The sequence below is a fragment of the Geodermatophilus telluris genome (assembly GCF_900102745.1).
Lineage (GTDB): Bacteria > Actinomycetota > Actinomycetes > Mycobacteriales > Geodermatophilaceae > Geodermatophilus > Geodermatophilus telluris.
The window spans coordinates 1-13,310 of sequence record NZ_FMZF01000007.1; the positions used below are offsets into that span (position 1 = coordinate 1).

Sequence of the window (13,310 nt, forward strand, 5' to 3'; positions counted from 1 at the left end):
ACCGTCTGCACGTTGCGGCTGACCTCCTCCGCAGCGCCGGCCACCACACCCGACTGCGCCGAGGTCTCCTCCGCCGAGGCCGAGATCTGCGCCGAGGACGCCGACAGCTCCTCCGACGACGCGGCCACCGCGTCGGCGGCACCGGCCACGGTGCCCATGACCCGCCGCAGCTCGGTGACGGCGCCGTCGAGCGCGGCACCCATCCGGCCCAGCTCGTCCCGGGTGGTCAGGCCCGAGGTGCGGGTCAGGTCACCGCTCGCGAGCCCCTCGGCGACCGTCTGCACGCGGGCCACGCCGCGGGCCAGGGTGCGGGCCACGAGCAGGCCCAGACCGAAGGCGAGCGCCAGGCCGGCCCCGAGCACGACGAGCACGAGGACCCGCTGCTGGGCGGCACCGGACTCGGCGGCCGCGGCGGCCGCCGCGGCCTCGGTCTTCTCGATCTCGACCAGCTCGACGACCGCCTCCTCGACCGCGTCGCCGAGCGGCTTGGCCTGCGTCTGGTTGGCCTCGTCCCAGGCCGGCTGCTGGTTGGCCCGCGCGAGCGGGGCGAGGACGGTCTCGCCGACCTCGAGGTACTGCTGGAAGGACTCCTCGGCCTGGGCGACGAGGGCCTGCTGCTCCTCGGTCAGCCCGCTGGTCTCGTAGCTCTGCCGGGCCTCCTCGAACCGGGCCTCGAGCTCGGGCATGGCGTCGAAGGCCGCCTCGACGCGGGCCGGGTCGACGCTGATCAGCGCGTCCCGCGTCTTGATCCGGACGTCCTTCATGGCGCCGCGCATCTCGGTGACGTCGGTGAGCGCGCCGATCTGCGCGTTGAGCCCCGTGGCGCGCTCCGCGGCGCCGTCGAGCCCGACGACGGCGGTGACGCCGACGACGAGCGCCACACCGGCCGCGGCACCCACCGCGGTGAGGACCTTGGTCTTGACGCCGCGGTCGCCCCACCAGGAGGAGCCGGCCGCGGGAGCGCGGCCGGGGACGTCGGTCGGGGTGGTCATCGTTTCTCTCCAGGGTGTCGAGCAGGGGAGCGCCGGGCGCGCTGTCGAGTGGGACTGTGGGGCACGGGAATGGTCCGCACACGGACCTGGTAATGGCGTGTCGGTCACGATCCGCGCACGACCGGAATGGTCGACGGCCGGGGTGACGGAACGGAGTGGACCGCCGTGTCGACAAGGAATCCGCCGGAGACCGGTGACCATTCCTGACGATCCGCGGAATGGTCCCCCGGCACGCGACACGGCCCGCGCTCCCCCAGGAGGAGGGGCGCGGGCCGCGGTCGGGACGTCAGCGGGGGGTGGTCACCAGGTGAAGCGGCCCACCGTCGCGCGCAGGTCGGTGGCCCTGCGGGCGAGCTCGTCGACGGCCGTGCGGGTCTGGGTGAGCGCCTGCGTGGTGGAGTCCGCGGCGGTGGAGACCCCGGAGATGTTGTCCGCGATCTGCCCCGACCCCTGCGCGGCCTCCTGCACCGAGCGCGACATCTCGTTGGTGGTCGCCGTCTGCTCCTCCACCGCGGAGGCGATGGTGGTCTGCCGGTCGGAGATCTGGGCGACGATCTGGGAGATCTCCCCGATGGCGCCGACGGCGGCGGTGGTGTCGCCCTGGATCGCCTGGACGCGGCGGGCGATGTCCTCGGTCGCCTTCGCCGTCTCCTGCGCCAGCTCCTTGACCTCGTTGGCCACCACCGCGAAGCCCTTGCCCGCCTCCCCAGCGCGCGCCGCCTCGATCGTGGCGTTCAGCGCCAGCAGGTTCGTCTGCTCGGCGATCGAGGTGATGACCTTGACGACGTTGCCGATCTCGGCGGAGGAGTCGCCGAGCTTGGCGACCGTGGCGGTGGTGGTCTCCGCCGCGGTGACGGCGCGGGCGGCCACCGCGGAGGCCTCGGCGGCGTTGCTGGCGATCTCCCGGATCGACGCCCCCATCTGCTCGGCACCCGCGGCCACCGTCTGCACGCTGCGCGACACCTCCTCGGCCGCCGCGGCGACCCGGCCCGACTGGGTCGAGGTCTCCTCGGCCGACCCGGAGATCTGCGTCGAGGAGGCCGACAGCTCCTCGGAGGAGGCGGCCACGGCGTCGGCCGAGGCGGCCACCGAGGTGAGCACCGCGCGCAGGTTGTCCTGGGCGGCGCCCAGGCCGGCGGCCATGCGGCCGAGCTCGTCGAGCGTGTCGACGTCCGGGGTCACGGTGAGGTCGCCGGCGGCCAGCGCGTCGACGGTGCGCTGCACGGCGCGGACGGTGCCCACGAGCTGGCGGACGACGACGGAGACGATGAGCAGGCCGACGCCCACGGTCACCGCGAGGATCGTCCAGAGGGTCGTGACCGCGCCCGCGGCGGTCTCGGCGCCCGTCGCGGCCTGGGCGTCGGCCTCCTCGCGCAGCACCTGCCGCAGCCCGGCGAAGTCCGCCACCACCGCGTCCTGCGCCTCGACCAGCGGGCCCGCGGCGACCGCGCCGGCGGCGGGGACGTCCCCGGCGTCGAGGGCGGCGAGGAACTGGTCGTCGCTGACCTGCAGGGACGTGGCGACGTCGTCGGCGAGGGCACCGAACAGGTCGGCGTGCTCGGTGGTCGCGGAGTACGCGTCGATCCGCTCGCCGAGCGCGGCCTGGCCCTGGGTGAGCTGGGTCCTCAGCCCCGTGCGGGTGGTCGCGTCGGCCAGGAAGTAGGCCTGGTAGCCCTGCCGCAGCTGCTCGTAGCCGGCCTGGATGTCGTCGAGGTCGGAGAGCGCGACGACGTGACCCTCGTACATGTCCCGCTGGCTCTCGTCGAGGTCACCGATCCGGCCGACCGCGACCGTGCAGATGAGGACGCCGACGGAGGCACTGAAGGCCAGCAGGCTGAGGATCTTCACGGCGATCGGCCGGTCGGCGAACCAGCGCGAGCGCCGGCGTCGAGTCACGGCGGGGGAGGGCATGTGGTTCTCCTGTTCGCTGCTGCGGCCTCCCTGCAGGGAGGTCCTCTCTCAGTACGTGAAGCGGGCGACGGTGCTGCGCAGGTCGCCGGCCATGCGGGCCAGCTCGTCCACGGCGGTGCGGGTCTGGGTGAGCGCCTGGGTGGTGGAGTCCGCGGCGGTCGAGACCCCGGAGATGTTGTCGGCGATCTGCCCGGAGCCCTGGGCGGCCTCCTGCACCGAGCGGCTCATCTCGTTCGTCGTCGCCGTCTGCTCCTCCACCGCCGAGGCGATGGTGGTCTGCCGGTCGGAGATCTGGGCGACGATCTGGGAGATCTCCCCGATCGCGGCCACCGCCGCCGTCGTGTCGCCCTGGATGGCCTGCACGCGGCGGGCGATGTCCTCGGTCGCCTTGGCCGTCTCCTGCGCCAGCTCCTTGACCTCGTTGGCCACCACCGCGAAGCCCTTGCCCGCCTCCCCAGCGCGCGCCGCCTCGATCGTGGCGTTCAGCGCCAGCAGGTTCGTCTGCTCGGCGATCGAGGTGATGACCTTGACGACGTTGCCGATCTCGGCGGAGGAGTCGCCGAGCTTGGCGACCGTGGCGGTGGTGGTCTCCGCCGCGGTGACGGCGCGGGCGGCCACCGCGGAGGCCTCGGCGGCGTTGCTGGCGATCTCCCGGATCGACGCCCCCATCTGCTCGGCACCCGCGGCCACCGTCTGCACGTTGCGCGACACCTCCTCGGCAGCGCCGGCCACCACACCCGACTGCGCCGAGGTCTCCTCCGCCGAGGCCGAGATCTGCGCCGACGACGCCGACAGCTCCTCGGAGCTGGCGGCCACCGCGTCGGAGGCACCGGCCACCGACGCCATCACCTCCCGCAGGCCGGCCCGGGCGCCGTCGAGGGACGCGGCCATGCGGCCCAGCTCGTCGCGGGAGTCGACGCCGGTGGTGCCCGTCAGGTCGCCGGCGGCCAGCGCGTCGAGGGCGGAGTGCACGCGCCGGACCGGACCGATCACCGAGCGGGCGGTCAGCCAGCTGAGCCCGACCAGCAGCACCAGGCCGAGCGCGGCGGCGAGCAGGGCGGTGGTCTCCCAGCGGGAGATCGTGGCGGCCAGCTCCTCCCCGGCCGCCGCGGTCTCGGCCTCCAGCGTGTCCTTGGCGGTGCCGACGGCACCGTCGGTGAGGTCGTTGGCGGCCTGGATGTCCTCCCAGCGCACCCGGCTGCCGGCCTGGTCGGCGATCGCGCCGTCGACGAAGGCGGTGATGGCGTCGGTGTAGTCCCCGTAGGTGCTGCCGAGGTCGGCCACCGCGGTCGCCGCGTCGCCGTCCAGCGGGACGCCGGACAGCTCGGCCAGCAGCGCCTCGGGCTCGGCGACGTCGTCGGCCAGCTCCGGGAGCTGGTCGGCCGGGACGTCGCGGACGAGTGCCTTGAACCCGTCGACCTTGAGCTCGCTCGCCCGGGTGTCCAGCCGCAGCACCAGCGACTCCGCGTGGTGCAGGTCGGCCAGCCGCTGCTGGGCGTCCCGGACGGCGCCGTTGCCGACCAGCACCGAGCCGAGCAGGCCGCCCAGCGAGACGGCACCGACGGCGACGACGGCGGCGAACTTCACCGGCAGCGGACGGTCGGCGAACCAGCCGGCGGTACGGGGGCGCGAGGGGGTCGCGGCGTTCACGGGGGCCTCCTGGGGCGGGTGCGCACGCCGAGACCGGGGTGCCCCGCGGGGCGTGCACCGGAATCGTGCGGCCTCCCCGGACGCGCGCCGGCCCGCGGAGGACGGCCCCGGCCGGATCGTTGTGGAGCGGGCGGTGACCGCACCCGCGCCGTCGCCAGGTCGACCGCACCGGTCCGGCGACCCGCCTCCCGGACGGGCGTCCACCCGCGTCGGGAGGCTGCGCCCGGTCGCCGTGTCGACCGCGCGGGGACGCCGACCGGACCGCCGGGTGCCGGCCACCCGGGCCGGGGACCGGACACGCCGTGCCCGGGGCCCCGGAGCTCAGCCGAGCCGGTCGGCCAGCTGCCGGAGGACGTCGACCACGGCCGCGGGGTCGGCCACGCGGTGCGCGGCGGCCGTCTCGCCGTCGCCGACCTTGATGCCCACGTCCCCGGGGCGGAGGGTGCCGAACACGTCCTCGTCGGTGACGTCGTCGCCGAGGTAGACGACGGCCGCCGCGCCGAGCTCGTCGCGCAGCCGGCCGACCGCGCTGCCCTTGTCGGCGTCGGTGACGGCGACCTCGAGCACCGCCTTGCCCGGCTTCATCGTCAGTGACGGATCGGCCACCGCGGTACCGGCGTCGGCCAGCAGCCGGGTGGCCGCGGCCGGGTCGGCGACCTGCCGCACGTGCACCGCCACGCTGGCCGGCTTGACCTCCAGCCGCGCGCCGGGGACGGCGGCCACCAGGGGGGCCAGCCGGTCGGCCAGGGCGTCGCGGCGGCCGGCCAGCTCGCCGGCGAGGGGCCCGCCGTACTCGGCGCCGTGGCTGCCCACCCAGCGGTAGCTGCCGGTGAAGCCGCTGACCTGCCGGAGGTCCTCGACGCCGCGCCCGCTGACCAGCGCCACCGTGACGCCGTCGGCCGCGGCGATGCGGGCCAGCAGCCCGTCGACGCCGGGGGAGGGGACGGCGGCGGAGGGCTCGTCGGCGAGCGGGGCCAGCACGCCGTCGTAGTCGGAGGCGACCAGCAGCGGACGGCGCCCGGCCAGGGCGGCGAGCGCGGCCGCCAGGTCGTCGGGGACCGCGCTCACGCCTGGGCGCGCAGCGCATCGAAGAACGACGACGCCCAGTGGTCGAGGTCGTGCCGGGCCAGGTGGCGGCGCATCGCACGCATCCGGCGGGCGGCCTCGTCGGGCTCGGTGCGCAGCGCCCGCACCAGCTGGTTCTTCACGCCGGCGATGTCGTGCGGGTTGACCAGGAACGCCTGCTTGAGCTCGGCGGCGGCGCCGGCGAACTCCGAGAGCACCAGCGTGCCGCCGAGGTCGCCCCGGGCGGCGACGTACTCCTTGGCCACCAGGTTCATGCCGTCGCGGTAGGGCGTCACCAGCATGACGTCGGCCGCGCGGTAGAGGGCGGCGAGCTCCTCGCGGGGGATCGACTGGTTGATGTAGTGCACCGCCGGCCCGCCGAGGCTGCCGAACACGCCGTTGATGTGCCCGACCTGCTGCTCGATGGTCTCGCGCATGTGCACGTAGTGCTCGACCCGCTCGCGGCTGGGCGTGGCCACCTGCACCATCACCGTCCCCGGTGCCTCGACGACGCCGTCCTCGAGGAGCTCCTGGAAGGCGTTGAGCCGGACGGCGATGCCCTTGGTGTAGTCGAGCCGGTCGACGCCGAGGACGATCTTCTCGGGGTCCCCCAGCTCGGCGCGGATCTCCGCGGCCCGCTTGAGCACCTCGGGGGAGGAGGCCAGCTCGTCGAAGGCTCTCACGTCGATGGAGATGGGGAAGGCCCGGGCGGTGACGGTGCGCCCGTCGTACTCGATCGTCGCGCCGCGGGTGGGCAGCTCGTGCAGCCGGCGGGCGAGCTGGACGAAGTTCGCGGCCGCGCTGGGCCGCTGGAAGCCGACCAGGTCCGCGCCGAGCAGCCCCTCGACGACGGCGGAGCGCCACGGCAGCTGGGTGAACAGCTCGTAGGGCGGGAACGGGATGTGCAGGAAGAAGCCGATCGTGAGGTCGGGGCGCCGCTGCCGCAGCATCGCCGGCACCAGCTGCAGCTGGTAGTCGTGGACCCACACGATCGCGTCCTGCCCGGCGACCTCGGCGGCCCGGTCGGCGAAGCGCTTGTTGACCTGCACGTAGGTGTCCCACCACGTGCGGTGGTACTCCGGCTTCTCGACCACGTCGTGGTACAGCGGCCACAGCGAGGCGTTGGACATGCCCTCGTAGTAGCGGTCGACCTCCTCCTCCGAGAGCGGCACCGGGACGAGCGACATCCCGCCGGACTCGAAGGGCTCGGGCGCCTCGCCGGCCGACCCCGACCAGCCCACCCACGCGCCGCCGCGGCCGGCGACGAAGGGCTCCAGCGCGGTGACCAGGCCACCGGGACTGCGCTGCCAGCGCACCGTGCCGTCGGGCTCGGTCACCGCGTCGACCGGCAGCCGGTTGGCCACCACGACGACGGGGCTGTCCGCCCGCGCGTCTCCTGCGTCCGTTCCGGCCATACCGGTACCGACCCTACTGACGGTCACCCCGCCCGGCACCCCCGGGCCGGGCGGGGGGACGGCCACCCGCCGGCTCACCCCGGGGGATGACGACGGACGGCGCGGAGGCCGGCAGGGCTGCAGCGGACGGTTCCGTCCGCCGATGTGCTGCCCGTGCGGATCCCCTCGACGGCACCCGACGTGGCCACTGCGCGCGTCATGGCGCGGACCACCGGGGCCTTCTACGCCATGGGCGGGACGGCGGTGCTGGCCCTCGCCTCCGTCACCGGCCCCCGGACCGACGGCCGGGTCCTGGCGGTGATCGGCGTGGTCGCGCTCACCGTGGCGCTGCTGCTGCTCGTGGGCGGCGAGCGGCTGCCGCGGGCCACGTTCCACGTCGCCGTCCTCGGCGGGACGTGCCTGATCTCGTTGGCGGTGCTCGCGGCCCCGGACCCCGCGTCGGCCGTCGCGGCCGCGGCGATCTACGTCTTCGTCGCCGTCGACAGCTTCCTGTTCTTCGCCTGGGCGCCGGCGACCGCGCAGTTCGGCCTGGCACTGGTCGCGCAGGTCGGCTGCCTGGCCGCGGTGCGCGACGTGCCCGCGGCGGTCGCGGTGTGCACCACGCTCGTGTGCCTGGCGGTGGCCGCGGTGACCGGCCTGCTGGTGCAGCGCGCGTCCAGCGCCAGCCGGGACGGGCTGACCGGCCTGCTCAACCGCCGGGGGTTCGACGGCGTGCTGGACGCCACCCGGCCGGGGGACCCCGTCGCGCTGGCGCTGCTCGACCTCGACCGGTTCAAGCAGGTGAACGACTCGCACGGGCACGGCGCCGGCGACCTGCTGCTGCGGTCGGTGGCCGTGGCCTGCCGCCGGGCGGTGCCGGCCGCGACGGCGGTGGCGCGGCTCGGCGGCGACGAGTTCGCGCTGCTGCTGGCGACCGGGTCGTCGGCGCGGGCACTGGCGGGGGTGGAGGCGGTGCGCGCCGCGCTGCCCGGCTGCGGCTTCTCCGCCGGGGTCGCCGTCCGTGCCGACGGCGAGAGCGCGGCCGACCTCCTGCGCCGCGCGGACGCGGCGCTCTACGCGGCCAAGGCCGGCGGCCGCGGGCGGTCGGTGCTCAGCGGCGGGGACACCTCCCGGGTGGCGGTGGACCTCGCCGCGGCGCTCGCGGCCGGGCACGTCACCGTGGCGCTGCAGCCGATCGTCTCGCTGGCCGACGGGGGCACGGTCGGCGTCGAGGCGCTGGCCCGCTGGCGGGACCCGGTGCGGGGACCGGTGTCCCCCGCCGAGTTCGTCCCGGCGGCGGAGGCCGCCGGGCTGGTCGGCGAGCTGGGGGCGACGGTCCTGCGCTCGGCGTGCACCGACGCCGGCCGGCTGGCCGCCGCGTGGGGCCGCCGGGTGCTGCTGACGGTGAACGTCTCCGGGCAGGAGCTGGTGTGCCCGGACTACGCCGAGCGGGTGCTGCAGACCCTCGCGGACACCGGCTGGGACCCGCGGGACCTCGTCGTCGAGGTCACCGAGAGCCTGCTCGAGGCGTCCTCGTCGCCCGCGCTCGGCACCCTCGCCCGGCTGCGCCGGCACGGCATCGGGGTGGCCATCGACGACTTCGGCACCGGCTGGTCGTCGTTCAGCCGGCTCGACACGCTGCCCGCCGACTACCTGAAGCTGGACGCCACCTTCCTGGCCACCTCGACCACCTCGCCGCGCCGGGCGGGGATGCTGCGCGCCCTCCTCGAGCTGGGGGACACCCTGGGGCTCACCGTGGTCGCCGAGGGGGTGGAGACCGCCGAGCAGGAGCGGCTGCTCGTCCACCTGGGCTGCCCGCTGGTGCAGGGCTGGCTCTACAGCGCCGCGCGGCCGGTCGACGAGCTCGTCGCCGCCGGGCCGGTGCCGGCGCCCGCCCTGCGCTGAGCACGGGTCAGCCCCCGGCGGCGTACCCCACCGCGGCGGCGCCCAGGCCGAGGACGGCGCTGGCGGCGGTGTAGGCCAGCGCGCGACCCACGGCCCGCCCGGCCACCAGCCGGACGACGTCGGCCCCGAGCGTGGAGAACGTGGTCAGCGTCCCGCAGAAGCCGGTGCCGACCAGCGCGACGACGGCCGCCGGTGCGTCCCCGAGGCCGAGCAGCACGCCGAGGACGGCGGACCCGGCGACGTTGACCGCGAGCGTGCCCAGCGCCGGGTCGCGCCCCCGCCGGGCCGCCAGCCGGGTGACCAGCAGCCGCAGCGGCGCGCCCGCCATCGCGCCCGCGGCGACGAGCAGCGGCGTCACCGGGGCCGGGCCAGGTGGACGCCGGCCGCCACCGCGAGCACCCCGCCGGTGAGCGAGGCGAGCACGTAGGCGGCGGCGGTGAGCAGCGCGCCGCCGTCGGCGAGGTCGGTGGCCTCGACCGCGAACGCCGAGTAGGTGGTGTACCCGCCCAGCACCCCGACGCCCAGCAGCGGCCGAGCCCACACCGGCTCGGGGGAGCGGCCGGCCAGCGCGCCGAGCAGGAGGCCCATCAGCAGGCAGCCGCTGAGGTTGACCAGCAGCGTCGCCCACGGCCAGCCGCCGTCGTCCCGGGGGAGCGCCTCGGCCACGCCCCAGCGCGCCAGTGCACCGAGCGCCCCGCCCAGCGCCGCGAGCAGGTAGGCCACCCGCACCTACCTCCGGCGGGTCTCGGGGAAGAGCAGGTCCACGAAGCGGGCGGCGGTCGGCTGCGGCTCGTGGTTGGCCAGCCCCGGGCGCTCGTTGGCCTCGACGAAGACCGCGTCGGGCCCCTCGACGTCGGGCAGCAGGAAGTCGATGCCGGTCACCGGGATGCCGATCGCCCGGCTGGCGCGCACCGCGGCCTGCCCGACCGCGGGGTGCAGCCGGTCGGTGACGTCCTCGATGGTGCCGCCGGTGTGCAGGTTCGCCGTCCGCCGCACGCGCAGCCGCCGGCCCTCGGGGAGGACGTCGTCCATCCCGTGCCCGGCGGCCCGGACGACGTCGGCGGTGACGTCGTCGAGCGGGATGCGCGACTCGCCGCCGGTGGCCCGCTCGCGGCGCCGGCTGGTCTCGCGGACCAGGTCGGTCACCGTGCGGCGGCCGTCGCCGACGACCTCCGCGGGCCGGCGCACCGCCGCGGCCACCACCTCGTGGTCGATGACCACCACGCGCAGGTCCTCGCCCGCGACGAGCTCCTCGACCAGCACGTCGGGGCAGAACAGCCGGGCGGCGGCGACCGCGCGCTCGAGCTCCCCGTCGTCGGTGACGCCCACGGTGATGCCCTTGCCCTGCTCGCCACGGGCCGGCTTGACCACCACCTCGCCGCACTCGGCCAGCAGCCGCCGGGCCGGGCCGAGGTCGTCCTCGGGCGCCGACACCCCGCGGGGCACCCGGACGCCGGCGGCCTCGACGATCCGCCGGGTGACCCGCTTGTCGTCGCAGCGGCTCATCGCGACCGCGGTGGTGAACTCCGACAGCGACTCCCGGGTGAGCACCCGCCGTCCGCCCACCGACAGCCGCATCTCGCCGGACTCCACGTCGGTCACCTCGACGCGGATGCCGCGGCGCAGCGCCTCGTCGGCGATGATCCGCGCGTAGGGGTTGAGCAGGTCCAGGCCGGGCGGGCCGCCGGCGAACAGCGGCGTGTTGATCGGGTTCTTGCGCTTGACGCACACCGCGGCCGCCCGCACGAAGCCGAGCTTGCGGTACAGCGCGATCGCCCCGCTGTTGTCGTGCAGCACCGAGAGGTCCACGTAGGAGCGGCCGCGGCCGACGTAGCGCTCGGCGAGCACCCGCACCAGCGCCTCGCCGGTGCCCGCCGGGGCGCTCTGCGCGTCGACGGCCAGGCACCACAGGCTGGTGCCGCCCTCCGGGTCGCCGAAGGCGAGCACGTGGTCGACACCGGTGACCGTGCCGACGACGCGGCCGGTCCTGGTGTCCTCGGCGACGAGGTAGGTGAAGGCGCGGGTGCGGTGGTTGGCCCACATCGTCTCGGGGGCGCCGGTGACCATGCCGTTGCGCGCGTAGACCCCGTTGATCGCCACCATGTCGTCCAGCGAGGTCACCGTGCGGACGAAGACGCCGCGGATGAGCTCGGGTCGCGGCCGGTAGCGGTAGAGGTCGAGGCGGTAGGTGTAGCTCGGGTCGATGAACAGCTCGTCGGGGGCCAGGCCGACGAGCACGTGCGGGTCGCGGGCGTAGATGCAGATGTCGCGCTGGCCGGTCCCCTCGGCGCGGAGCGCCGCGAGGATGTTCCGCATCTCGGCGAAGGTCTGCCCGAACACCAGCCGGCCCCACGCGAGGTCCAGGACGACGTCGGCGTCCATGCCCTCCAGCTCGTGCTGGGAGGGCCGGCCGTAGGTGCGCCCGGTCAGGTCCGGGGTGTGCCGACGGCGGTGTCCGGCGAGCCGGGGTGCCACGGAACGCCTCCTCAAACCCCGTGGTTCTGCAGCCACAGCTCCAGCAGGCCCAGCTGCCAGAGCTTGTTGCCGCGCAGCGGGGTGAGCTCGGCGTTGGGGTCGTCGAGCAGCCGGGACACGTACTGGGGGCGGAACAGCGCGCGCTCCCGCGCCGCGTCGCTGGACAGCGCGTCCTTCACCAGGCCGAGCACCTTGCCCTCGAGGTGGGTGATCGCCGGTACCGGGAAGTAGCCCTTGGGGCGGTCGATGACCTCCGGCGGGATGATCCGCCGGCCGATCGCCTTGAGCACGCCCTTCCCGCCGTCGGCGAGCTTGAGCTCCGGCGGGCACTGGGCCGCCAGCTCCACCAGGTCGTGGTCGAGGAAGGGCACCCGGGCCTCCAGGCCCCACGCCATGGACATGTTGTCCACCCGCTTGACCGGGTCGTCGACGAGCATGACCTCGCTGTCGAGGCGCAGCGCGGCGTCCACGGCGGTCTGCGCGCCGGCGCGGGACATGTGGTCGCGGACGAAGTCCAGGCTCGGGTCGCCGTCGAGGGCGTACCGCTCGCCGACCAGCGCGCGCATGTCCGCCTGCCCGCGGTCGAAGAAGGCCGCGGCGTAGCGCTCGACGGCCTCCTCGCGGCCGACGTCGGCCAGCGGCGGGTACCAGTGGTAGCCGGCGAACACCTCGTCGGCGCCCTGCCCGGACTGCACGACGCGGATGGACTGGCTGACCCGCTCCGACAGCAGGTCGAAGGCGACGACGTCGTGGCTGACCATCGGCTCGGCCATCGCGCCGATCGCGTGGCCGAGTGCGGCGGCCAGCTCGTCGGAGGACACCCGGATGCGGTGGTGGTCGGTGGCGAAGCGCTCGGCGACCACGTCGGAGTACTGGAACTCGTCGCCCTCGCGGCCGCCGACGGCCTCGAAGCCGATGGAGTAGGTGGCCAGCCCGGTCTGCCCCTCCTGGGCGAGCAGGCCGACGATGAGGCTGGAGTCCAGCCCGCCGGAGAGCAGCACGCCGACCGGGATGTCGGCGACCAGGCGGCGGCGGACGGCGACCCGCAGCGCCTCCTCGATGGCGTCCTCCCAGTCGCGGGCCGACCAGCCCTGCTGCTCGGCGCGGCGCTCGTAGACGGGCTCCCAGTAGCGGTGCTCGCGGCTGGTGCCGTCGGCCTCGATCACCCGGACAGTGGCCGGCGGCAGCTTGCGGACCCCGTTGAGCAGCGTCCGCGGCGCCGGGACGACGGCGTGCCAGGTCAGGTAGTGGTGCAGCGCGACCGGGTCGATGGAGGTGTCGACGTCGCCGGCGCGCAGCAGGGCCGGCAGTGACGAGGCGAAACGCAGCCGCCCCGGCGTCTCGGCGAGGTACAGCGGCTTGATGCCCAGCCGGTCGCGGGCCATCACGACGCGGCCGGTGTCCCGCTCGTGGATGACGACGACGAACATGCCGTGCAGGTGGTCGACGAAGTCGACGCCCCAGTGGTGGTAGCCCTTGAGCAGGACCTCGGTGTCGCTGGTGGAGAAGAACCGGTAGCCGTGGGCCTCGAGCTCGGCGCGCAGCTCCTGGTAGTCGTAGATGCAGCCGTTGAAGACCGCCTCCAGCCCCAGCTCGCTGTCGACCATCGGCTGCGAGCCGCTGGCGGAGAGGTCGATGACCGACAGGCGGCGGTGACCGAAGGCCACCCGGCCGGCGCTCCACTGGCCCTGCCCGTCCGGCCCGCGGGGGACCAGCGCCTCGACCATCCGCGCCACCGCGGTGGTGTCGGCCAGGGAGCCGTCGAACCTGATCTCTCCGGTGAGGCCGCACATGGGTTCGATCCAACCCCACGGGGACGGCTCCCGCGATGCCTCGGGGGGATCGTCACACCGACGCAACACGGCCCGGTGCCGCTTGGGTGTCGGGGTCCGGTGCCGCCCGGCGCCAGCGGTGTCGG

Annotated in this window: 10 protein-coding genes; 1 reads left to right on the forward strand and 9 read right to left on the reverse strand. The window is 75.3% G+C overall.

Translation table 11 applies throughout. The annotated features are described in order from the left end of the window. The 5 genes from BLQ97_RS19705 to BLQ97_RS19725 form a co-directional block, all read right to left on the reverse strand. A partial coding sequence (locus BLQ97_RS19705) for an MCP four helix bundle domain-containing protein (protein WP_175471835.1) occupies positions 1 to 992 on the reverse strand: 992 nt, incomplete at its 3' end. A gap of 300 nt (positions 993 to 1,292) precedes the next feature. Further along, positions 1,293 to 2,903, reverse strand: a complete 1,611-nt coding sequence (locus tag BLQ97_RS19710; protein ID WP_091368018.1) for a methyl-accepting chemotaxis protein — start codon at positions 2,901 to 2,903, stop codon at positions 1,293 to 1,295. Between the two features lie 48 nt (positions 2,904 to 2,951). Then, positions 2,952 to 4,553, reverse strand: a complete 1,602-nt coding sequence (locus BLQ97_RS19715) for a methyl-accepting chemotaxis protein (protein WP_091368021.1) — start codon at positions 4,551 to 4,553, stop codon at positions 2,952 to 2,954. A 321-nt stretch (positions 4,554 to 4,874) separates the two neighbouring features. Next, entirely contained in the window at positions 4,875 to 5,621 is a 747-nt protein-coding gene (otsB, locus tag BLQ97_RS19720) for a trehalose-phosphatase (RefSeq protein ID WP_091368024.1), read from the reverse strand. After that, complete coding sequence (locus BLQ97_RS19725) at positions 5,618 to 7,033, reverse strand: alpha,alpha-trehalose-phosphate synthase (UDP-forming) (protein WP_091368025.1); 1,416 nt, start codon at positions 7,031 to 7,033, stop codon at positions 5,618 to 5,620. Before BLQ97_RS19725 ends, otsB begins: the two co-directional genes overlap by 4 nt. Before the next feature lie 180 nt (positions 7,034 to 7,213). Here BLQ97_RS19725 and BLQ97_RS19730 point away from each other — a divergent pair, with 180 nt between their 5' ends. Further along, positions 7,214 to 8,917, forward strand: a complete 1,704-nt coding sequence (locus tag BLQ97_RS19730; protein ID WP_139173764.1) for a putative bifunctional diguanylate cyclase/phosphodiesterase — start codon at positions 7,214 to 7,216, stop codon at positions 8,915 to 8,917. A gap of 7 nt (positions 8,918 to 8,924) precedes the next feature. Here the strand turns inward: BLQ97_RS19730 and BLQ97_RS19735 are convergent, their stop codons facing one another. Genes BLQ97_RS19735 through BLQ97_RS19750 form a run of 4 tightly spaced genes read right to left on the reverse strand, consistent with a single transcriptional unit; the run spans position 8,925 to position 13,185 of the window. Then, a complete protein-coding gene (locus tag BLQ97_RS19735; protein WP_091368030.1) occupies positions 8,925 to 9,275 on the reverse strand; it encodes a FluC/FEX family fluoride channel in 351 nt (116 codons plus the stop codon). Beyond that, positions 9,272 to 9,640 (reverse strand): fluoride efflux transporter CrcB, encoded by a 369-nt coding sequence (gene crcB / locus BLQ97_RS19740; RefSeq protein ID WP_091368599.1) that lies wholly within the window; start codon positions 9,638 to 9,640, stop codon positions 9,272 to 9,274. Before crcB ends, BLQ97_RS19735 begins: the two co-directional genes overlap by 4 nt. Before the next feature lie 6 nt (positions 9,641 to 9,646). Next, complete coding sequence (gene ngg / locus BLQ97_RS19745) at positions 9,647 to 11,392, reverse strand: N-acetylglutaminylglutamine synthetase (protein WP_245692499.1); 1,746 nt, start codon at positions 11,390 to 11,392, stop codon at positions 9,647 to 9,649. A gap of 11 nt (positions 11,393 to 11,403) precedes the next feature. Further along, complete coding sequence (locus tag BLQ97_RS19750) at positions 11,404 to 13,185, reverse strand: N-acetylglutaminylglutamine amidotransferase (RefSeq protein ID WP_091368032.1); 1,782 nt, start codon at positions 13,183 to 13,185, stop codon at positions 11,404 to 11,406. Positions 13,186 to 13,310 lie beyond the last annotated feature (125 nt).